Origin of the sequence: Helicobacter pametensis ATCC 51478 (assembly GCF_000518225.1) — a bacterium.
Taxonomy (GTDB): Bacteria; Campylobacterota; Campylobacteria; order Campylobacterales; family Helicobacteraceae; genus Helicobacter_G; species Helicobacter_G pametensis.
In genome coordinates, this window is sequence record NZ_KI912401.1 from 315,277 (window position 1) to 336,649 (window position 21,373).

Genomic DNA, 21,373 nt, shown 5'->3' on the forward strand with positions numbered 1-21,373 from the left:
ATTAGGAAAGAAGTGATGAGAGATGAGTTTTTTGCATCACTTGAGGTGATTTTGCACACTTCAGAGATTCAAAAGCGCTTTGAGCTATTTGATGAACTTTATCAGAAGATGCCCGATCTAAGCTTTGATCACTCTTCATCCATCTATCCGATCACTCAACCCATCTATCAAGAGATCTGCAAGATCATCCACCCCACCAAAATCCAAAGATCAAAATCCATCCATTCTGATTGTGCGATGGCTGCTTTTTTGCACTCCATTGCGCATATCGAATACTCAGCCATTGATCTAGCTCTGGATGCAAGCTATCGCTTCAGAAATCTGCCAAGTGAGTTTTATAGAGATTGGATTGAAGTTGCTAGAGAAGAAATCACACATTTTAAGATGCTTAGAGCACTTCTGCAAAGTCTTGGCTATGACTATGGAGATTTTGCGGTGCATAGCAATCTTTTTGATGCGATGAAAGCCACGCCAAACTTTGCTGATCGTATGGCACTTGTGCATCGAGGAATGGAAGCCAATGGCTTAGATGCCAATCCATTCGTCGTCCAAAAAGTAGAACGATCCCTTCATCCACTCAAAGATCAGATTTTGGAAGTCTTGGCAGTGATTTTGAGAGATGAGATTTCTCATGTCGCACGCGGAGATAGATGGTGGAGATTCTCCAAAGATCCAAGAAAGTTTGAAGAGATTTTGAGACTTTATGCCTATAGCTTGCCCAAAGTCCTCAATATCGATGCAAGGCTTCAATGTGGCTTCTCACTAGAAGAGCTTGATAGACTTAGAGCTTATGCTTTGCACTCAAGAAGCACACTTTAGACGCTACAATCCCAAAAACTCACAAAGGAGCAATAATGGCAATTTTTGGAACAATCTCTCATCTAGCACCGCTTTTGAGCAAAACAGTGGAGCTAGACTATCTTAACTCCCAGATTCAATCCCTCTTTACTTCAGAGTTTGATGCTTTGATTGAAAATCTCAAAGAGGGTGAGAGCTTTGAGCAAGAGATGAAGTATGGGATGCGCTTGATTGCCCATGCTTATAAGCTCAAGCCTTTCTCTCAAGCATTTTTTGAATCTCATCAGCGCTACATTGATTTTCAGATCGTTTTATCAGGGAGTGAGCGCTATTTGGTAGGATCAGAGGAGGATTTCAAACCTCTTGAGAGCTATGATGAGGATAGAGATCTTGCAACTTATGCGATCCAAAGGGAAGTCAGTGAGATTTTACTCAGATGCAAAGAACTTTGTGTGCTATTCCCTCAAGATATTCATTGTGCTGGAGTGGGTAGAGAGTATGAGGTAGGAAATCTTGTCAAAAAGGTGGTGATCAAAGTCCCCACAACACTCACAAAGCATCGCTTGTGATCTTAGTCTTGCAAGAAATGCGCACCTAGACTTTTCTCACGCTTAAGGGCTTGTGTGATGATCTCTTGTGCGACAGCTAGACGCAAGGCAAAGAGATCTCCCATCTTTTGAAGACGCATCATCTCAACTTGTTTGAGGGCTTCTTGTAGCCCCTTTTTGGTGCGGATGATTCCGACTTGATTCCACATCAGATCTCTAAGATTGTTTTTGAGAATTAGATCTGTTTCTCCATAAAGATTGCTTTGTTTATAAGAGGGGAATGCCCTAGAATATGATCTCTGATCCATCTCTCGCTCTCTGATCTCTTGAGCCACTCTTTTGCCAAACACAAGTCCCTCAAGGAGAGAGTTGGAAGCTAGGCGATTAGCTCCATGCACGCCATTATTGGCGCACTCGCCGATGGCATAGAGATTGTCTATCCCCACTACCTTGCTATCAAGTCCCACTTCAATCCCCCCCATACAATAGTGAAATGCTGGAGAGATAGGGATCTTTTCACTAGGGGGATTGATGCCATATTGTTTGAGCATAGAGTAGATGTTGGGGAATCGCTGCTCAAATTGGATCTGAGTGAAAGAAGAAAGATCCAAAAACGCACTCTGTCCGCTTTGGGACATATAGTCAAAAATCCCGCGTGCGACGATATCTCTTGGAGCAAGCTCTCCACGAGAATCATAGGCAAACAAGAAGCGCTCACCCTTTTCATTGACAATCTTTCCTCCCTCCCCTCTGATAGCCTCACTTAGCAGGGGTTTGCGCGCGCTTGGAGCTTGTGTATAAACTGTGGGATGAAACTGCATCATTTCCATATCTTTAAGTCTAAGACCATGCTTGAGGATGATCCCATGCAAATCCGCGCTCAAAGTCCTTGCATTGGTATGATAAGTATAAAGCCCACCGATCCCCCCACTAGCTAGGACGATATAGTTTGCTCGCACTTGGATGATCTCTGTGCCATGCTGGATCAAAGCACCCACACATCGATCATGATCAAAGATCAGATCGATCACTTGAGCATCACTCCAAAGTTCATGCTGGAGACGCTCAAGAAGTTGTGTATGCAAAAACCTCCCACTCCCATCTCCATCAAAATGCACAATCCTTGGCTTTTGATGTCCTCCTTCTTGAGTGAAAAGCACATTCCCTTGAGGATCTCTATCCACAAAGATTCCAAGAGCATCCAAATCAGAGACAAGGCTTAGGCTTTCTTGGGAGAGAATCTCTAGGGCTTGGACATTATTGAGATGAGATCCTGCATCTAAAGAATCCATGATGTGATCTTTTACATCATTTGCATCCAAAGCCACACTGATCCCACCTTGTGCATAGTGTGTGTTGCATTCTTGGGGATTTTCTTTGCAAAGAAGGAGGACTTTGAGAGATGATGGGAGATGCTGTGCGCAATACAAGCCAGCCACCCCACTCCCCACGATCAAGACATCATAATTCATTGCTGTTGTGAGGTTTGTTTGGAGGGCTTGGATGGATGAGCGGATTGCTGGCTTTCTTGTGTGGGTTGAGAATCATCTCTCCAAACAGGCATCGTTTTATACCCGCATCCTACCGCTATCAAAGAATATGTTAGAATCAGCCAATGAAAGATTCGCATACAATTATCTCCCAACTCAAAAATACTCAAGCTTGGTCTAAGCTCAAAGAACAAGATGAGATCTCAAAACTCATTTGCTCTTTGACCTTGGAAGTGCGTAAGTATATATCGTTTGCACACAAAAAAGACCAAGTTCTACTAGTCGCACTCAAAAATCCAAATCTTTGCGCTGAGTTCAACACCTACACAGCACCTATGCTTCTAGGGATCCTCTCCTCTCTCAAAGAGCATTTTCCCCTCATCTCCTCCATCAAGCAAGTCAAAGCCTACTATCCCAAGATGGGATCAGACACCCTCTTCAAGCCAAAAACCCCAAGTATGACACGCGAAGAGTTTCAAGCCAAGCTTGCTCAAACCAAGGGCTATCATCGACGCAGAGCATTGATTAGAGAATTTCAGCAAGAAGGCAGGATCCATTTTCTCCCACCCAAGCATTACGCCAAATACCATGAGATCATTGAGACTTTTTTCTTGCAGGCTTATTCTGAGCGCAGTGATGGAGAGTTTGAAAATCACAGCAAAAATCAAGACTTGTTTTTGATCTTTGAATCAATCAGAGCAGCTATCAAGCAATCACATGAGTGATCAAAATCCAATCATCCAAACACTCAAAACCCTCCCCAAAACAAGTGGGATCTATCAATATTTCGATCACAAAGGGCGATTACTCTATGTAGGGAAAGCCAAAAATCTCTACAATAGAGTCCGTAGCTATTTCAAAGTCACAGATGGCTCACCTAGTGCCAATCTCTCTCCTAGAATCACTCATATGGTCTCTCAGATCCACTCGATTCAGACTTTGATCGTCGCAAATGAAAATGATGCGCTCATCCTCGAAAACTCTCTCATCAAACAGCTCAAACCCAAATACAACATCTTGCTCAGAGATGACAAAACCTATCCCTATATCTTCATCAATCTCTCCGATCCCTTCCCCCGCCCTCAGATCACAAGGAGCAAAAAGGGGCAAAACTGCCTTTACTTTGGTCCCTTTTGCTCTGGAGCTAGAGAGATTTTGGATAGCTTATATGAGCTTTTTGCATTGGTGCAAAAAAATGGATGCTTGAGAGAGAAAAAAGCCTGTTTGTTTTATCAAATCAATCGTTGCAAAGCCCCATGTGAGGGGAAAATCTCACAAGAGGACTATGGAGAGATCCTAAAAGAGAGCATCATCCATCTCAAAAACACAAAGCTTTTGATCACAAGATTGGAAGAGAGGATGCACACTCTAGCCTCACAAGAGCGCTTTGAAGAGGCATTGATCCTGCGTGATCGCATCAAAAAGATCTCAATGCTCAAAGCAGAATCTATGATCGATCTGCATATTCAAGATGCCAATTGGGATGTCTTTGCCATCAGTTATGATGCCCAATACGCCGCCCTTGTGAAGCTTTATATGCGTGAGGGGAAAATCATCTCAAGCGATTTTGAGAAAATCCCTCTTCAAAATGGAGTAGTGAGCAAAAAAGAGCTACTCTCTTTGTATCAGCAAGCCATCCTCTCTCACTACTCCAAAGATTTGCCTATCTTACCCAAGGCAATCTTACTCCCTCAAGAGCTAAGCTTAGATGAGATTGCTCCTTGGCAAGAATGGCTAGGAGCAAAGATCAAAATCCTAATCCCCCAAAGAGGAGACAAAGCCAATCTGACCAAACTCGCACTGCTCAATGCTCAAGAAATCCTCAAGAACAAAAACCAAGAGATAGATACTTTGCTTCAGATCCAAAAGCTATTTTCACTCCAGTGCACTCCTCATAGGATTGAGATCTTTGACACAAGCCACCATGGAGGGGAGCATAATGTCGGTGCTATGGTGGTCTATGAGAATCAAAAATGGATCAAATCCTCCTATCGTCACTACAATCTAGAGGGAAGTGATGAATACTCTCAGATGCGAGAGATGCTTGTGCGTCGAGCACAGGATTTTTCCAAAGATTCTCCACCAGATCTTTGGATCCTAGATGGTGGGGTGGCTCAGATCAATATCGCCCAAGAAGTGCTAGAGAGTGTGGGAGTGCATATCGATGTGATTGCCATCGCCAAAGAAAAGCTAGATTTCAAAGCTCATCGTGCAAAAGGAAGAGCCAAAGATATGCTTAGAGGAGTGATTGAGGGGAAAGTCAGTGAGTTTGCTTTGCTACCTAGTGATGTGAGATTGCAGTTTTGCCAAAAGCTTAGAGATGAAGCGCATCGCTTCGCCATCAGCTTCCATCGTCAAAAGAAGCTCAAAAGCTTCATTCCAAAAGTTTAAAACCCCCTTTTTCTCTCCCCTCAGAGGGAGAAGAGTGAGTTAGGGTTGTTTAGGTGCTTTTTCACCAAAGCTATATCTTACACCCACATTGACCTGATAGTTTGTATAGAGCTTATCTCCGAAACTCTTCTCAAAGTCAAAGTAGAGTCTTGTAGAGTCTTGCACTGCAAAATTTGTCCCAAGATTGAGCACAAATCTTCCATTAGATTCAAGGACATCTACTGTATCTGGAGTTGCTGCATCACTAGCCTTAAAAGTGATCTTTCCACCATTCATATAGTCATATGTATAGAATGCTCCAAGGTGGAAGTTTGCTTTGAATTGATTCTCAGCATCACTAAGTTGATAAGTCGCACCAAGTCCTACTCTTGTCCTGGCCATAAAGGTTTGATCTTGAGTAGATTTGAGCGTTTTATTTCCTGTTTGCTCTCTAGTGAAGTCAGATCCACTGATATAAGAAAGTGTCTCTTCGATCTGTGGAGTGAGGAAGAAGCTATCTGCGATCTTGAAGCGATATCCAAGCTCTTGAGAGAATGCAAGGGCATAGTTATTGACCTTGTTGGATGAAGTATCACCTGCAAAGTTTAGATCATTTGCCATATAAGCAAACTTAGCGATACTATCTGAATACAATCCCTCATCTTTGACTGTTGCAAAATACACAGCAGCCTCGATGGCTTGTGTTTTGGCATTGTTGGAACTATTGAGCACTTCTGTATCTTTGGAGTTTGCATAAGAGAGTGCGAAACCTAGATAGTGGTTTCTTGCTCCACTTTCAGCTGTACCGAAGTTGTAGTCATAACCTGCTTGGACTGTTGTGTATTGAGTTTTGAGTTCAGATCCAAATTTGGAGATTTGCTCCCCTGTGAAGACCCTAGCCCATACTCCATGATCGTTTGGATTGTCTCGGAGTTCACCCATCCTTTTGTTTAGGCTGTTGATGTTAGCAAAATAGAGACCAGCTCCTGCATTCTGACCTGCTGCACTCTCATCGATATAGCCACGAGCGATGCGAGCATTGCTTGCTGTTGGGAGCTCAGCATAGTAATAAGCTGTATCACCATGATCTTTTCTTTTGATCGTGATATTGGCTTCTGCATATCCTGCCGATGTTCTTGAGTTTGCACTCGCATCAGAAGATTTGAGATTATTGAAAGTGATTTTATCTTTTGCATTTCCCTTCACTTCTGCCAAGACGACATATTGTCCACTTTTTTGAGCAAAATCACCAAGCTTGACAGTGAGGGTGTTGTTTTGAGAATTATCTTTCACAGCATTACCGATAAACACTCGGTCACTTCCACCTACAGTGCTTCTTGTGCTTGAGCTGCTATATGCACGACCATCAAAAAATCCATGTCCTGTTTGAATATTTCTAGATCCTGTAGCATAGACGATGAAGTTTGTTTTATCTGCATCAAGGTTTTGAATCCTTAGATCTCTGAGCTGTGCATTGTGATTGCCTGTCCTGCGATTTAGATCTCCAGCAAGATCCACTGTTGAATGCCAATTTCCTTGAAGCTTGTGAAGTTTTCCTGCACCACCATTGAACTTCAATGTCGCACCACCATTTTCTAGGACAATATAAGTTTTGTCACCAAGATCTCCTGTAAATGCCCATTTTTCTGCTCCATTTCTCTGGTGCACATCAAGCTCTAGAGTTTTTCCATGACCTACTTTGTAGGTTGTATCGACCTTTGATCCGATCGCGAAGGTAAAGTCATCTCCTCTTGTAGCGATTGTCGTATTGCCCAGATTGAATTGCGCACCATTGATGGTGTTGTAGATCCCATATCTATATCTATGATCACTTGGACCATTTCCGACAATGATTGAAGCATCTGCTCCTAGGATAATCTTGCCTCCATTGTCAATTGGTGTTATGTTGCTTCCAGAGAATCTATCAAATCTCAAAGTAGCATTTTCGATATTCAATGTCCCTGAGTTCTGGATCCCATAGCTTCCCCATTCACCAAAAATTTCACCAAATCTGATCGTTCCACCACCATTCATCGTGACAGAACCATGTCCGATACGGATCCCTGAAGCTACTCCCTTGGATCGAATCGAATCAAAATCCATTCTTGATCCACTGTTCAAAGACAATGTAATTTGTTGAGCATGGAGAGAGAGACCGATCGCATCACTTCCCGCATAAATCTCTCTAAATGAGATTCTAGAAGAGTTATCAAAAACGATATTTGCGCTTTGCACTCCAGATCCTGAATAGATTTCAAAACCTCTTGCATTTCTATCCCCAAAGATTCCTCCAAAATTTGCGGTTCCCCAATTTAATCTTCCAGAGACATGACTTCCTGCGAAAAGGATCCCTTTGGCTGTGCTAGTCGCCGAGACTGCTCTAGAGTTAATATTCCCTTGTAGATAGAGCTCTTGTCTTGTTTCAAAAGCAACAGCATCCTGATGATCGCCTCCTCCGGTTGAAGTCACATTTCCAACTGTAATTTCTCCATTTCCTCCAGTGACCAAAGAAATCTTATTGGCAAGCATACCCCGAGCATATGTTCCCTTAACTTCTTCAAAGACGATTCTTGTCGGAGAGTGTGTATTGGCTTGGATAGAGATATCATTTCCCCTCAAACCATAAGCAGCGCCATTTGTCGCATTGATTTTATAAAACACCATTTCAGAGTTTCCATGAGCTGAGTGGATTGAGATATTTCTAGCATCAATTCCTATAGCCTCACCATTTGTAGTCAAGATCTTATCGAAGTTCACTCTAGACCAGTAGCTTGAAGGTGATTCATAATTAAAGCGAATTTCTACCTCATCAGCTTGGATCCCATAAGCACCGTTCTTACCTCTGATTTCTCCAGCACTCCATTTTCCTCCAAGATCACTCCAAAGGACAAGCTTAGATCCATGAGAGCCTTTCGCATAACCCTTGATACCATAAGCAGCACTGTGACCAGAAGAAATAGAATCAAATCTCATTTCACCAAAATGATTGAGATACAAAAGATTGCCACCATTAAATGCATAACCTCGAGCATCGACTACATCTGCCCTAACACTTTTGGCATAGACAAGAGCCCCAGGGGTATTAGCATTGGGTTTCCCAGAACTTCTGATTTCAAACCGACCAGAATACGCTTCACCTTGAGCATTCCACATGCCTATTCCAGTGGCCATACCATGAATAGCATGAATATCTCCAAGATAAAGATGACCATTTTCTACAAGTACTCGATTCCGTGATCTATCAGCTCCATTGAGCTCAAATCCTGTCGCAGAACCACTAGCAGATACACCTTCAAAGATAAATTTTCCAGGACCGCTGATTTTAAAATCATTGACTCCATAAGCACGCATCAACCAAACATTGTCATCAAATCTCTTATATCCTACTTTTTGATCTTGTCGATTTTGCATATGCACATTGCCACCATTATAAGACCAAATAAATCGATCAGCAAACGCACTGGATGCGATCGCCGCACTTAAAGAAATAGCTACAATTGGTGAAAAGTTTTTCATTATTTGTTTCTCCTTTGTGCCTATGCACTTAGTTTCTTAAGGTGTATCTAGAAGATCTGAGATAAACCTTGGGCGCCTATCCTATCAGAAAAATTCTCTTTTTAAACAAAAATCAAATCAATATAAAGAATCTAATCAAAATTATTCTAAATAGATAAGAAAAACTAAACTTTCTCGATGTTATCGGCAGTGTGGCTATGTGTAGATCAGTGATACCCCCCCCTCCCCCTACTTCCCCTATTTTGACTTAGGCTTTTTTGTAGAGATCCTCTTCGATCTGGATATAAAACTTCGCAAGCTCTCCATAAGCCTTCTCCCATGCATTGAGCACTTCTTCATCAGCTCCCAAAACAGTCTTGATCGCTTTGAGTAGACACTCTCCCACGATTGGATAATGCTCTGGCTTCACTTCTGACTTGACATGGACTTCTCCGACTTTTGTGACAAATGCACGCATATTTTCCATATTGTCGATATTCATGGCTGCATTCCATACAGCAGTTGCCAAGGCTTTGGGCTGAGATCCACTCTTTTGCTTACCCATATCAAACATAGGCTTGACCTCAGGATAGCGCTCAAACATATCACGATAAAACTCTTTTGTGATCTCCTCTCCTCTTTCCTTCAAAATAGGTGCTGTTGATTTGACGATTTCAATGGTTTTTTGATCCAACATTTTTTCTCCTTAAAAATAAAAACGCGGATTGTAATGTGTTTTTTGGTTACTTTTTGCAAAAATTTAGGAAATTTTCATACTCATATCTAGCCAAGTCGCCTGATGGATCAAAGCACCGCATGAGATGGCATCCACGCCACTTGAGGCATACTCTCTGATATTTTCTAGAGTGATATTGCCACTGGCTTCTAGCAAGATAGAAGGATAGTGTGCATCGCGGAGTTTGACGACTTCTAGGATTTCTTCTACTTGCATATTGTCACACATAATGATATCTACCCCTAGTCCAAAGGCTTCCTTGCACTGCTTCAGACTCTCACACTCAACTTCAATGCGAGTGGTAAAAGGAAGAGTTTGCCTTGCTTTGAGGATAAATGCTTTTAGATTGGGAATCTTTGCTAGATGAGTGTCTTTGAGCATCAGTGCATCATCAAGTCCGAAGCGATGATTCTTACCACCTCCATTTCTGACAGAGTATTTTTCAAACTCACGCAGAAGTGGCCGTGTCTTGCGTGTATCTAGCAAAGACACAGGAAGATCTGAGATCTTTTGCATGAAGTGATGCGTTTGTGTAGCGATCCCACTGCTATGCTGGAGGAGATTGAGCATCACACGCTCACTTTTTAGGATCTCAAGATAGCTTCCACTTAGCCTCACAAGAATATCCCCTCTATGAAAGGCTTGAGAATCTTGCAAACAAAACTCAAGCTCCAATCCCATCATCCAAGAAAGCATCTGAAGATAATAAGCACCAGAGAAGATCCCATCACTTTTGGCGATGATTTGGGCTTGGATCTGCTCATCTTGCGCGATCAGAGAAAACAAATCCCCCCTTCCCCAATCCTCCTCTAGCGCAGATTTCAAAAACTCATAACATCGCCGATCTTGGATCTCCCTCACTTGGAGAGCTCCATCATCTTATCTAGTGCTTGCTTGGCAAGAGCGCCTACTTCTTGAGGGATTTGGATCTCATTATAGGGGTTTTGATCCTTGTAGGCTTGCAAGACTTTGAGAATGTCTTCAAGAGTGGTTTCATTCATCGTGGGGCATTCGGGTTTGGTTGAAGAGAGCACAAAGGTGTGATTCTCACCATTGTATGGCTTTCTCAATCGATTCACAAGATTGTATTCTGTGCCAACTGCCACTTTTTGATCTGGGGCTAGAGAGGTGACATACTGAATGATCTGACTTGTAGATCCGACGAAATCTGACCTCTCTACAACTTCTGGAGGGCATTCTGGATGCGTGACGATGAGAATCTCGGGATATTTTGAACGATAAAACTCGATATCTTCAACACTAAAGAGCTGATGCACGGAACAAAATCCATTGTAGCAGATGATATCTGCATCGATGACCTCTTCCTTGCTTGAGACGCCTAAGATGGCTGATTTGATCCCATAGCGCTTGGCAAGATTTAGTCCCAAACATCGATCTGGCAAGAAAAAGATCTTTTTGCGATGGCTTTGAGCATATTCAAAGATTTTGCCAGCATTGGCACTTGTGCATACTACTCCACCCATGGCACCGACTTTGGCTTTGACTTGGGCGTTGGAATTGATATAGGTGATGGGGAAGATATCATGGATGCCATAGCTTTGCATCAGTGCAATGCTTTCATCAAAATATGTATCATCAATCATCCTAGCCATCGAACAGCAGGCAAGACGAGGCATAATCACACGCTTATGAGGAGCCAAAATCTTCACACTCTGTCCCATAAATCCCACCCCACAAAACACAACAAGGCTTCGCTCACTCTGGCTTGCCTTCCTTGCTAGCTCCAAGCTATCACCCGTAAGATCAGCGATCTCTACAACTTCATCTCTTTGATAATAATGTGCGACAAGTAAGCCATCACATTCTTTGAGTAATGCTCTAATTTGATCTATCATTTTTTCCTCCCTATCCTTTCTCCAAAGCGCACTTTTGCTCTCTCTTGGACTTCAAACTCCACTTCTGATGCGATCAAAACGATTGTTGATCCCATCTTAAATAATCCCATCTCACAACCCTTTTTGATTCTGATGGGTTCTTTGTAAGTGTAGATTGTGCGAGCATTGGCTTTGGCATTGGTATGCAAGCGTGGCTCAAAATGCAAAATCATCTGTCCTACATTGAGCGCACCCACAGCGACATAATACACTCTCTCCCCTCTCTCATCTTGTGCGACTACTACGACTCGCTCATTGCGGATGAAGAGATTGTGGTTTTTGAGTAAAGATGCTTGATTGACAGGCAAAAGCTCGCCTCCAAAATAGCGCACTTCTAAGATCTCCAAATCACAAGGAGCATGATAGCGATGGTAATCTTTGGGTGAGAGATAGAGATTGAGATAGCTATATCCATCTTCAATCACCTCACCCAAAAACTCGCTCACCCCATAGCTCATACCTTTGATCTGCAAAGCAAGATTGTGACTGATCACACCAGAGGCCATGATGAGAGAATCTGTGGGGGAGATCCAGACTCCATCTTCTTGATCGATGGGGCGTTCTTTGCGCAATTCGCGTGTGAAGAGGTGGTTGAGGGTCGGATAGCTTTGAGCCTCATCAAATTCATCTAAATCAATCCCAAAGAGTTTGACATAGCTAGAATTGATCACTTTTTGAATCGATGTGGGAAAAGGATGTGAGGCAAATTTGCCAAACCATTGAGAGATTTTGTTGTTCACGCTTTTTCTCCCTCATAAGCAGTATGTGAAAGCTGCAAAAGAAGCTCCACTTCTCCTCGTGTGATCCCTAATTCTTTGGCGATGACATCTACACTTTTGCCTGATTCTAGAAGTGAGAGGATCTTTTTCTCATCGATGGTATTGGCTGAACTGCTTGAGAAAAACTCCAGCTCACGGATTTTGCCATCTAAGCTACTGAGGTTGTTGGCTGCCATCTTGATCTCATCATTGACACGCTGTTCAATACTCTCAAGGTGCTCATAGGTTTTGCTTAGAGAATTGGTGATGATGTCCTTGGTGTATGTCTCAACTTGAGCGATAATCTCTTGTGTCTTGTCTTCTTGCTCATCTTGAAGTTTTTTGAGAATTTTTTGAATCTTGTAGATCTCATCGTGGAGATTGTCAATCGCGACTTCAAACTTATCTAGGCGTTTGGATGATTCTAGATCTTTTAGGTAGGTAAAAAGCAAAATCAAAAACGCAGCCAATCCGATAAAGCCACTCAAAATAAGATTGAGATTCTCTTCTATCCAAAGACTCATTTTCTCTCCTCCTCTCGTTTCTTTTGTATTTCTAACCTTTCACATTCTGCGATGTAGTGATCATAGCTTTTGGTATGCAAACTTCCCATTTTGATGATTTTAGCGATGTTTGGTGTGAGCATCTGACAATAGAGTGGGATGATTTTGCTAGGAAATATGGGAAGATCCAATCTCGCATAATAAATCCTCTCACTCTCAAAGCTTTCTGCCAGACACAAAAACTCATGCCCTATGCCAAGAGTTTGAGTCTGGATAGGGAGTGTGAGAAGGGAGGAATCTTCTGAGAAGATCTTCTGCTCGATTCTCTCTAGCTTTTTATACATCTCTAGCAGAAGCTCAAGCATCACTTCATCCCCATCATAATCTCTTCCCTTGGCGATCTTAAGCCATTTTTCAATCCCCATTTCTTCTTTTTGGTTGAGATAGGAGAATTCTTGCAAGCTCTCTCCATCTATGTCTTTGACTTCAAGCAAAGCAAGATTGAGCCTGCGCTCGATGATGCGCGAACCAAGATCTAATTTGATGCACTGCTCTATGAAACTATCCATTCAATAATCCATCCAAAATGATTGCCCCCAAAAACACAAATCCCAAATATCCATTGCTCACAAAGAATGCCTTGGGGATGTTTTTGAAATCAAGACTAACTAAATATTGTTCATAAAGCAAGATCATCCCACAAGCCAAAACTCCCAAATATGCAATGGCATTTCCCCCAAAACTCCATACAAACAACCCCCAAAACCCAAAGCTCAATCCATGAAAACAGCGTGAGATGATTAAAGTTTTGGATTCTCCAAAAATACTGGGGATCGAAAAAAGACGATGAGCGCGATCAAACTCAATATCACTGAGTGAATAAAGTAGATCAAAGCCTGCCACCCAAAATAGCACACCCAAAGAGAGAAACACACACCACAGAGGCACACTTCCAAGCACAGCGATACAGCCTGCAATCGGTGCTAGTCCAAGACTGACTCCAAGCACAAGATGAGCAAGATATGAGAATCTCTTCATATAGGAGTAAAAGCCAAGGATAAAGAGAAAGGGGATAGAGAGAGCAAAAGCAAGAGAGTTGATCAGATAGCTAATGGATACAAATCCTAGTGCATTGATCAAGATAAGGTATCGCATCATCTTTGCTCCAATCCGTCCATCTACACTTGGGCGATTCTGTGTCCTGAGATTTTTGGCATCGATATCACGATCGATGTAGCGGTTGAAAGTCATCGCAAAATTGCGCGCAAAAATCAAAGCCAAAAGGCACAAAATCAAAGTCTCAAAGCCAAACCAAAGTGAAGAATTTTTTTGGAGAGATGCACACAAAAGTGCGATCAGCATAAATGGAGCAGAAAAAATCGTATGCTCAAAAGCAACAAGCTCACTAAAATCTCTAATCTTTTTTAACATTTCATTCCAGATAATCCAAAATATAAGCTTGCGATTTTACTCTCTCTTAGAGCATTTTGCTCACTAAATACACCCAAAGCGTAAAGCCCGCTCCAAGAGAGCAAAAATACATCAGGCGAGAAAAAATCGCCCCAAGACTTATCCCCACATACACCAAACCCACCCACCAAGGAATCAAGAATGCAATTTGATCAAATGACAGAGTAAGGCTTGGAAGTAGATAGGGATCTAGTATCCCACCAAATCCCACAAGATGCAAGATAAAAACCAAGACAAAGAAGGGAGCAAAGAGGATACTTAGAGGGATAGCTAGCCATGAGTAAAGGGCAAATGTAGGGAAAAATAAATGTGTGAGGGGCAACATATTGAAAAACAAAACAAGATTGAGAAGACATAAAATCACTAGGGCCTTGATCCAAGAAGAGCGGATCTGATCTAAAGAGCAGTATTTGAAAAACAAAAGGATATAAAACACCCCACTAAGTGAAAACCAAAAACCAATAGAGAAGAAAAAATGAGGGAAGAGTGCTAGGATCAAAAGCGCACATAGAGCAAGAAATGAAAAATTTAGCAAGGCAAAATGAAAATAAAAAAATAAAAATCCCATCAAACTCATCACATAAGCCCTCAAAAATGCTGGAGGAAAGTCAAGCAAGAAGAGATAGCCTAGTAGAGCAATATGAAGCAGCACTCCAAGATCAAAAAGATGATTACGATAGCTAAAAAAGCGAGAATGCAAAAACTGATAGATGGGAGAGAGAAAGAGATAAAACACAAAGGCTAGGATTCCCAAATGCAAGCCACTGATAGCTAGGAGATGGGCGATCTTGAGTGAAGTAGAGAGATCCCTCCATTCTTTGGAGAGGGAGGAGGCAAAAAAGAGGGTTTGATAAAGTTTGCTCATCTTCTCATCTTGGTGCTGTGAGGCGATGTAATCATAAAAGATACTACGCCAATCTTTGGGCATCACATCAAATGAAAAAGTGATAAAAAAGCAACTTCTAAAAGAATCATAAAAGCTACATTTGGCAGGTTTGCCAAAGATTGAGATGGTGCGATTTTGTAAATCTTTGAGATCTTCTTTGCTTGTGGTGTAGAGGATGAGACCATTTGTGGCTTTGAGCTTCAAAACCCATTTGTGGTTTTTGTAGTATTGGTTGAGGATGCGAGCTTCTAGGCGCTGTTTGTCAGCCTTGATATAAGTCTGAAAAGTCCAGAATCTCCATCCAAGCATCAAAGCCAAAATCAAACACAAAACACCCAAGATGATCCCCCACTCCCTTGTAGTGCTCACAAAAGCAATCCTAGAGCTCATCTTCTATCTCATCCTACTCCCCCTCCCCCAAAACAAATAAGACGCAAAAAGAGCTAAGCTCAAATTTTTAGCTCTCCTCCATATTTTTTGCCCAAGATATAAAAAGTGCTGATCAAAAGCACAGATGAGATTGCAAATGCAAGCAGTGTGCTAGAACCCATAGAGAGGAGCACAAATGCGATCAATGCAAAAAAGGCAGCGATGGCTGCATAGGGGAATTGGGTGATGAAATGGCTTTGTAATGAGCAGCCTGCGCCGATTGAGGAGAGAATCGTCGTATCAGACATAGGAGAGGTATGATCTCCATAGACGGCACCAGAGAGCACAGCAGAGATCGCGATGATGGCATCTCCTCCACTTTGAGTGCTAAGCTCCACTGCAATTGGGATCATAATCGCAAAGCATCCCCAACTTGTACCTGTGCTAAAAGAAATAAAAGCAGAAATAAGAAACAAAAACACAGGAAGGAGAAGCAAACTATGCTCGCTCAGAGTGGTTTTGGCAAGATTGGCTAGATATACACCAGTTTGTAAATCTTCTTTGATCACAGGTCCAATCGCCCATGCAAGCACCAAGATCACAATCGCTGGAAGCATACTTTTGATCCCATTGATGAAAATCGCTGCATAATCCATGGGCGCGATTTCTTTCCTTGAGATAAAGAGTGAAACACCTAGAGCGATCAATCCTCCACAAAATAGAGCAAATGCAGTGTCTGTGTTGGCAAGCATAGTAAAGATCTCAAGTGAGCCACTCGCCTTATAGCCTGTGTAGAAAATCATAAACACGATGGAGAGAATCAAAGTCAGGATTGGAGCGATGAGGAGATAGACTTGGGAATCTTTGTGGGAATTTTCTTGCTTGGATTGGGCTTGATTGACATTGATGTTTTTGTGCATAATAGGGAGATTCACCCTCCAAAGGATTGTCAAAAACACAGCAATCAAAGCAAACCATGCATAAAAATTGCTTCCAATGCTCTCAAGCAAGACAAAAAGGGCATTACTAGAGCCCTGTGGTAGGTTGCTTTGCAAAATCCCGATGATGTATGCGCCCCAGCTTGAGATAGGGACAATCACACAAATGGGTGCAGAGGTGCTATCGATGATATAGGCTAGACGCTCGCGACTTGAGGCGTGGATTTGGTTGAGGGGTTTGGCGATCTGTCCGACTGTGAGGGCATTGAAATAATCATCGATAAAAATCACAATCCCAGCGATAAAAGCGATAAACTCTGAGCTACGCGCATCTTTGACCTTGGATCTTGCCCAAGTCACAAATGCCCCTACCCCACCAGAATACACAACCATCTGAGACAAAATCCCTAGAATCACCAAAAACAAAAAGACATAGATTCCATACCAATTTGGCTCGATGACCCCCTCTTGGTAGCTATAAAACACTGAAGAGATTTTCTGATAGACATAGGAGAAGATTTCAAGAGGGTTTTGATAGTGCATCATCACCCCTCCCAAAACAATCCCAACAAAAAGCGACAAAACGATTCGTTTGCTAAGTAGCACAAGTGCGATCACAACAAGTGGCACAAGTAGAGAGAAAAAAGTATCTGAATAGTTCAAACAAGACCCTTTCATATATGAATTGAGCCTGCAATACTATCAGATTCTCAAAAGCTGCTCATATCCATCAATGCTTGATCACATCAACACCCTTGGGCAAAACAAACTCAAATTCTTTTTTGGGAATCTTTGAATTAAGGATGACATTTTGGAGCTCGATGACCATATGATTGCCTAGCTCATCTTCATATTCTAGCTTGCTTGGTATGGCATTTTGAGTATGTAGGAGGTAGAGTTTTCCATCGATGAGAGTTTTGTAGAGATTTGGATTTTCTTTGTCTTGCTTGGCACTTTGGATGATTTTGAGAAAGTCGATGGTGCGCTCCATCTTCATATAGACAGCTTGAGAGAGCATAGGCTCATAAGAGATGAGGTTTGAATCTTTGAGATAGACGATCTTTTGGATGGGGGTTTTGTATTCCCATTTTGCGCTACTAGGAGATTGGGCGAGTAGAGAGCCAGAGTAATACACGCCTCCTTTTTGATCTTTCATTGTGTATTGGATGAAATCTGCTTTGAGGCTTGAGAGATTTTGATCCAATCCAAAACAAAACACAACCCCAATACAGCTAATGATGAGTTTTCGCATCTTTATTTCCTTGCAAAAGTCTTTGATCCCAATATTTTATAGTGCTTGTGTTAAAATTGAGATAGCACTACATTATGTCTGATACTTCAATCATTTAAGGGGTTAGTTAAATGTTTTTATCTGTTTTTGGTTCAATTTTTGGGACACGCAATTCAAGAATGCTCAAAAAATACGAACGCCGTGTGCGCTCAATCAATGCATTGGAATCTCATTATCAAAGCTTAAGTCAAGAAGAACTTCAAAGTGCCTTTCATGCACTCAAACAAAAGGTGCAAAATCAAGAAGTCTCACTTGATTCTGTGCTCAATGATAGTTTCGCCATCACGCGTGAGGCAAGTCGCAGGATCTACAATAAACGCCATCATGATGTCCAGCTCATCGGTGGAATGGTGCTTCATGATGGGAAGATCGCGGAGATGAAAACAGGTGAGGGAAAAACTCTTGTAGCGACTTTGGCTGTGGCTCTCAATGCGATGGTGGGAAAAAGTGTGCATGTCGTCACAGTCAATGATTATTTGGCTCAAAGAGATGCGGAAGATTTGAGAGAGCTTTATGAGTTTTTGGGGTATTCCATCGGATATATCACTGGATCTACAAGTGAAGAGGAGCGCTTGCAAGTCTATGCGAGTGATATTGTGTATGGGACAAACAATGAATTTGGGTTTGATTACTTGCGGGACAATATGAAATACTCTCTTGATCAAAAGGTGCAAAGACATCATTATTTTGCCATCGTGGATGAAGTGGATTCTATCCTCATTGATGAGGCGAGGACTCCTCTAATCATCTCAGGACCTGCCAATAGAAAACTAGAAAACTATCAAGTCGCCAATGAGGTAGCCAAAAAACTAGAAAATGAAAAACACTTCACAATCGATGAAAAAAACCGTGTGATTCTCCTAAGTGAAGAAGGGATCCAAAGGGCAGAAGAACTCTTTGGTGTAGATAATCTCTACAATATCGAAAATGCCTCTCTTGCTCATCACCTAGATCAAGCCCTCAAAGCCAACTATCTCTTCATCAAAGACAAAGACTATGTCCTCCAAAACAATGAAGTTGTCATCGTAGATGAGTTCACAGGAAGACTCAGCGAGGGGCGACGCTTCAGTGAGGGGCTTCATCAAGCCATTGAAGCCAAAGAAAATGTCGCGATCAAAGAAGAAAGTCAGACTCTAGCAGATATTACTTTCCAAAACTACTTCCGCCTCTATGACAAACTTGCAGGAATGACAGGGACAGCTCAAACTGAGGCAGGAGAATTTCTCCAAATCTATAATCTTGATGTCGTGAGTATCCCTACAAATATCCCTGTGCAAAGAAAAGATCTCAATGATTTGATCTACAAAAGTGAGAGAGAGAAATTTCATGCTGTGATTGAGAAGATCAAAGAATTGCACGCTAAGGGTCAGCCTGTGCTTGTGGGAACTGCAAGTATCGAAAAAAGTGAGACCTTGCATGAGCTTCTCAAAAAAGAGCGTATCCCACATACTGTGCTCAATGCCAAGCAGCACACCAAAGAAGCAGAGATCATCAAAGATGCAGGGAACAAAGGAGCTGTCACTATCGCTACAAATATGGCAGGACGCGGAGTGGATATCAAGCTCACAGATGAGATCAAAGAGCTAGGAGGGCTTTATATCATCGGCACGGAGCGCCATGAGAGCAGAAGGATCGATAATCAACTTAGGGGAAGAAGTGGAAGACAGGGAGATCCGGGGGTGAGTCAGTTTTATTTGAGTCTTGAAGATAATCTCTTGAGAATCTTTGGAAGTGATAAGATCAAGGGGATCATGGAAAAACTAGGGCTTAAAGATGGAGAACATATCGAATCCTCTCTTGTCACACGATCTGTAGAAAATGCACAAAAGAAAGTCGAAAGCCTTCACTTTGAATCTAGAAAGCATCTTTTGGAATATGATGATGTTGCCAATGAACAAAGAAAAGCAGTCTATCGCCTAAGAAATCAGCTCCTAGATAGTGAGTTTGATATCAGCTCTAAGATCGCAGAAGATCAGGAAGTGGTGGTTTCTTCATTTCTAGCCCAGCAAGACATCACACCAGAGATCCATTCTCAAAACTATGATCTCCAAAAATTGCAAGCCCATTTTCAAGAGAGCTTTGGGGCAGAGATTGAGATCAAAGATCTTGAGAATCTAGACTATCAAGAACTCCATACAAAGATCCTAGAGACACTCAATGAAAACTACAATGCAAAAATGAGCGTCTTGGAGCCAGATCAAAGACATGAGATTGAGAGGATCATTTATCTGCAAGTCTTGGATACTACTTGGAGAGAGCATCTCTATATGATGGACAATCTCAAAACAGGAATCGGACTTAGAGGCTACAATCAAAAAGATCCACTTGTGGAATACAAAAAAGAGAGCTACAACCTCTTCTTGGAATTGCGCAATTCAATCAAGATCGAGACGATCAAGACGCTCCATCTCATCAAGCTCCAAGCTCACCAAGAGGAAGCCAATAAGCAGGCTTTGCAAAACCTAGAGGAGGAGTTTGCTCCAAGAGAAATCAGTGAGCGACCATTTGGAGGGAAGATCGCAAGAAATGAAGTTTGCCCCTGTGGAAGTGGCAAGAAATACAAGCAATGCCATGGCAAAAGCGGACCCAAGAAAGGACTTCTGGCTAGGAAAACTCAATGAGTCTTTCCTCATTCCTTCTGCCCAAATATCTCAAATTTGACAAAACTCAACCCTTTATCTTTATCACCAGTCTCATAGCATTTCTGGGGATCGCTATCGGAGTGATGGTGCTCTGTGTGGCGATGGCGATCATGAATGGGGTGACTAAGGAGTTGCAAGAAAAGATCTTCATCATGAATGCCCCACTCAACATCAAAAGTATGGGTAAAAACGCCATCCCCAAAGATCTCCTCTATCAGCTTCAAGTCCAATTCCCCCACCTTAGCTTCAGTCCCTATCTTCAGTCTTATGCTATGATCAAGACTCCCTATGGCATTTTCCCGACTGTGATTTTTGGGATCGATTCTGTGCTTGAGGGACAGACCAATCCTATCTTGCAAAAAGCCCTCAGAGGAGAGCAGATGCAGCCCTTTCATCTTGTGATGGGAGAGGACTTTTATAACTCTTATGGAATCCAGCCTGATGAGAAGATCGTCTTGTTTTTCACAGATCTCTCTCCTAGTGCTTTGAGTTTCGCTCCTACGATGAAGCGCTTTGAAGTCAAGGGGTTTTTCCACTCAGGGATCAGAGCCTATGATCGTGGCTATAGCTATACCTCCCTAGAATCTCTAGCCAAGATCAAAGGAATCAGCTCCAATCTCTATGATGGGATCCATATCGATTCGGCAAATCCGATGCAAGACTATCAGGATATCTCCAAATTCTTGACTCAAAAGTTTCAAAATCGCTTTTTTGTGGAGGGATGGTGGCATCAAAATGGGAATCTTTTCTCGGCTATGGAACTAGAGAAACGCGCGCTTTTTATCGTGCTGCTCTTGATCATCTTGATGGCTTCACTGAATATCATCAGCTCACTTTTGATGGTGGTGATGAATCGACGCAAAGAGATTGCCCTACTCTTAAGTATGGGGGCGAGCAAGGCAGAGATCAAGAGAGCGTTTTTTGCTATTGGGATCACTTTGGGCTTTGGGGGGATCGTCTTGGGGTTTGCTCTAGGGTTTGGCGTGATGGAGTTTCTCTCACACTTCCCTATCATCTCTTTGCCTGCTGATGTGTATGGGACGACCAAACTCCCGCTTGATTTTTCTTGGCTAGATGGAGTGATGATCGCTATTGGATCAGTCATCATCGTCTGCTTTTCTTCATATTATCCTGCACACAAAGCCTCACAAGTTAATCTGCTAGAAGTGTTACGCAACGAGTAA

18 protein-coding genes are annotated in these 21,373 nt (G+C 42.2%); 6 read left to right on the forward strand and 12 right to left on the reverse strand.

The annotated features are described in order from the left end of the window. Positions 1–15: 15 nt before the first annotated feature. Together T391_RS0106140 and T391_RS08455 are read left to right on the forward strand one after the other, a co-directional pair. Positions 16–819, forward strand: coding sequence for a ferritin-like domain-containing protein (locus tag T391_RS0106140; RefSeq protein WP_027327594.1), 804 nt, complete (start codon positions 16–18; stop codon positions 817–819). A gap of 35 nt (positions 820–854) precedes the next feature. Beyond that, a complete protein-coding gene (locus T391_RS08455; protein WP_027327595.1) occupies positions 855–1,367 on the forward strand; it encodes a NanQ anomerase/TabA/YiaL family protein in 513 nt (170 codons plus the stop codon). 2 nt (positions 1,368–1,369) lie between these two features. Here the strand turns inward: T391_RS08455 and T391_RS0106150 are convergent, their stop codons facing one another. Beyond that, a complete protein-coding gene (locus T391_RS0106150) occupies positions 1,370–2,818 on the reverse strand; it encodes an L-aspartate oxidase (protein WP_027327596.1) in 1,449 nt (482 codons plus the stop codon). A 143-nt stretch (positions 2,819–2,961) separates the two neighbouring features. Between T391_RS0106150 and T391_RS0106160 the strand changes: the two genes are divergently transcribed. Further along, on the forward strand, positions 2,962–3,561 hold the full coding sequence (locus T391_RS0106160; RefSeq protein WP_027327597.1) for a hypothetical protein: 600 nt from the start codon (positions 2,962–2,964) through the stop codon (positions 3,559–3,561). Beyond that, entirely contained in the window at positions 3,554–5,227 is a 1,674-nt protein-coding gene (uvrC, locus tag T391_RS08225; protein WP_051420650.1) for an excinuclease ABC subunit UvrC, read from the forward strand. The genes T391_RS0106160 and uvrC overlap by 8 nt, the downstream gene beginning before the upstream one ends. 39 nt (positions 5,228–5,266) lie before the next feature. Here uvrC and T391_RS0106170 read toward each other — a convergent pair whose 3' ends face one another. The 11 genes from T391_RS0106170 to lolA all read right to left on the reverse strand — a co-directional run bounded on the left by T391_RS0106170 (position 5,267) and on the right by lolA (position 17,508). Further along, positions 5,267–8,722 (reverse strand): autotransporter outer membrane beta-barrel domain-containing protein, encoded by a 3,456-nt coding sequence (locus T391_RS0106170; protein ID WP_027327598.1) that lies wholly within the window; start codon positions 8,720–8,722, stop codon positions 5,267–5,269. A 247-nt stretch (positions 8,723–8,969) separates the two neighbouring features. Next, positions 8,970–9,395 carry a globin domain-containing protein gene (locus T391_RS0106175; protein ID WP_027327599.1) on the reverse strand — a complete coding sequence of 142 codons (426 nt, stop codon included), beginning with the start codon at positions 9,393–9,395 and terminating at the stop codon, positions 8,970–8,972. A gap of 66 nt (positions 9,396–9,461) precedes the next feature. After that, positions 9,462–10,289, reverse strand: a complete 828-nt coding sequence (nadC, locus tag T391_RS0106180) for a carboxylating nicotinate-nucleotide diphosphorylase (protein ID WP_027327600.1) — start codon at positions 10,287–10,289, stop codon at positions 9,462–9,464. A gap of 5 nt (positions 10,290–10,294) precedes the next feature. Continuing rightward, a complete protein-coding gene (gene nadA / locus T391_RS0106185) occupies positions 10,295–11,293 on the reverse strand; it encodes a quinolinate synthase NadA (protein WP_027327601.1) in 999 nt (332 codons plus the stop codon). Continuing rightward, positions 11,290–12,072: a phosphatidylserine decarboxylase gene (locus T391_RS0106190; protein WP_027327602.1), complete on the reverse strand. Its 783-nt coding sequence runs from the start codon at positions 12,070–12,072 to the stop codon at positions 11,290–11,292. The genes nadA and T391_RS0106190 overlap by 4 nt, the downstream gene beginning before the upstream one ends. Beyond that, entirely contained in the window at positions 12,069–12,614 is a 546-nt protein-coding gene (locus T391_RS0106195) for a DUF6115 domain-containing protein (RefSeq protein ID WP_027327603.1), read from the reverse strand. Before T391_RS0106195 ends, T391_RS0106190 begins: the two co-directional genes overlap by 4 nt. Next, positions 12,611–13,162 carry a hypothetical protein gene (locus T391_RS0106200; protein ID WP_027327604.1) on the reverse strand — a complete coding sequence of 184 codons (552 nt, stop codon included), beginning with the start codon at positions 13,160–13,162 and terminating at the stop codon, positions 12,611–12,613. Before T391_RS0106200 ends, T391_RS0106195 begins: the two co-directional genes overlap by 4 nt. Further along, on the reverse strand, positions 13,155–14,024 hold the full coding sequence (gene mqnP / locus T391_RS0106205) for a menaquinone biosynthesis prenyltransferase MqnP (RefSeq protein ID WP_027327605.1): 870 nt from the start codon (positions 14,022–14,024) through the stop codon (positions 13,155–13,157). The genes T391_RS0106200 and mqnP overlap by 8 nt, the downstream gene beginning before the upstream one ends. Before the next feature lie 46 nt (positions 14,025–14,070). After that, positions 14,071–15,339, reverse strand: coding sequence for a ComEC/Rec2 family competence protein (locus tag T391_RS08230; RefSeq protein WP_051420652.1), 1,269 nt, complete (start codon positions 15,337–15,339; stop codon positions 14,071–14,073). A 59-nt stretch (positions 15,340–15,398) separates the two neighbouring features. Further along, a complete protein-coding gene (locus tag T391_RS0106215) occupies positions 15,399–16,919 on the reverse strand; it encodes a Na+/H+ antiporter NhaC family protein (protein ID WP_034584022.1) in 1,521 nt (506 codons plus the stop codon). Between the two features lie 67 nt (positions 16,920–16,986). Next, on the reverse strand, positions 16,987–17,508 hold the full coding sequence (lolA, locus tag T391_RS0106220) for a LolA-like outer membrane lipoprotein chaperone (protein ID WP_027327607.1): 522 nt from the start codon (positions 17,506–17,508) through the stop codon (positions 16,987–16,989). 110 nt (positions 17,509–17,618) lie between these two features. On the opposite strand from lolA, the gene secA reads away from it, so the two are divergent. After that, positions 17,619–20,168, forward strand: a complete 2,550-nt coding sequence (secA, locus tag T391_RS0106225) for a preprotein translocase subunit SecA (protein ID WP_027327608.1) — start codon at positions 17,619–17,621, stop codon at positions 20,166–20,168. After that, complete coding sequence (locus T391_RS0106230; RefSeq protein ID WP_027327609.1) at positions 20,165–21,373, forward strand: ABC transporter permease; 1,209 nt, start codon at positions 20,165–20,167, stop codon at positions 21,371–21,373. Before secA ends, T391_RS0106230 begins: the two co-directional genes overlap by 4 nt.

Excerpts from the sequence above, each read along its gene's own strand:
- T391_RS0106140 (WP_027327594.1), top strand. The coding sequence starts at position 16 with ATGAGAGATGAGTTTTTTGCATCACTTGAGGTGATTTTGCACACTTCA.
- T391_RS08455 (WP_027327595.1), top strand. The coding sequence starts at position 855 with ATGGCAATTTTTGGAACAATCTCTCATCTAGCACCGCTTTTGAGCAAA.
- T391_RS0106150 (WP_027327596.1), bottom strand. The coding sequence starts at position 2,818 with ATGAATTATGATGTCTTGATCGTGGGGAGTGGGGTGGCTGGCTTGTAT.
- T391_RS0106160 (WP_027327597.1), top strand. The coding sequence starts at position 2,962 with ATGAAAGATTCGCATACAATTATCTCCCAACTCAAAAATACTCAAGCT.
- uvrC (WP_051420650.1), top strand. The coding sequence starts at position 3,554 with ATGAGTGATCAAAATCCAATCATCCAAACACTCAAAACCCTCCCCAAA.
- T391_RS0106170 (WP_027327598.1), bottom strand. The coding sequence starts at position 8,722 with ATGAAAAACTTTTCACCAATTGTAGCTATTTCTTTAAGTGCGGCGATC.
- nadA (WP_027327601.1), bottom strand. The coding sequence starts at position 11,293 with ATGATAGATCAAATTAGAGCATTACTCAAAGAATGTGATGGCTTACTT.
- T391_RS0106195 (WP_027327603.1), bottom strand. The coding sequence starts at position 12,614 with ATGAGTCTTTGGATAGAAGAGAATCTCAATCTTATTTTGAGTGGCTTT.
- T391_RS0106200 (WP_027327604.1), bottom strand. The coding sequence starts at position 13,162 with ATGGATAGTTTCATAGAGCAGTGCATCAAATTAGATCTTGGTTCGCGC.
- mqnP (WP_027327605.1), bottom strand. The coding sequence starts at position 14,024 with ATGTTAAAAAAGATTAGAGATTTTAGTGAGCTTGTTGCTTTTGAGCAT.
- T391_RS08230 (WP_051420652.1), bottom strand. The coding sequence starts at position 15,339 with ATGAGCTCTAGGATTGCTTTTGTGAGCACTACAAGGGAGTGGGGGATC.
- lolA (WP_027327607.1), bottom strand. The coding sequence starts at position 17,508 with ATGCGAAAACTCATCATTAGCTGTATTGGGGTTGTGTTTTGTTTTGGA.
- secA (WP_027327608.1), top strand. The coding sequence starts at position 17,619 with ATGTTTTTATCTGTTTTTGGTTCAATTTTTGGGACACGCAATTCAAGA.
- T391_RS0106230 (WP_027327609.1), top strand. The coding sequence starts at position 20,165 with ATGAGTCTTTCCTCATTCCTTCTGCCCAAATATCTCAAATTTGACAAA.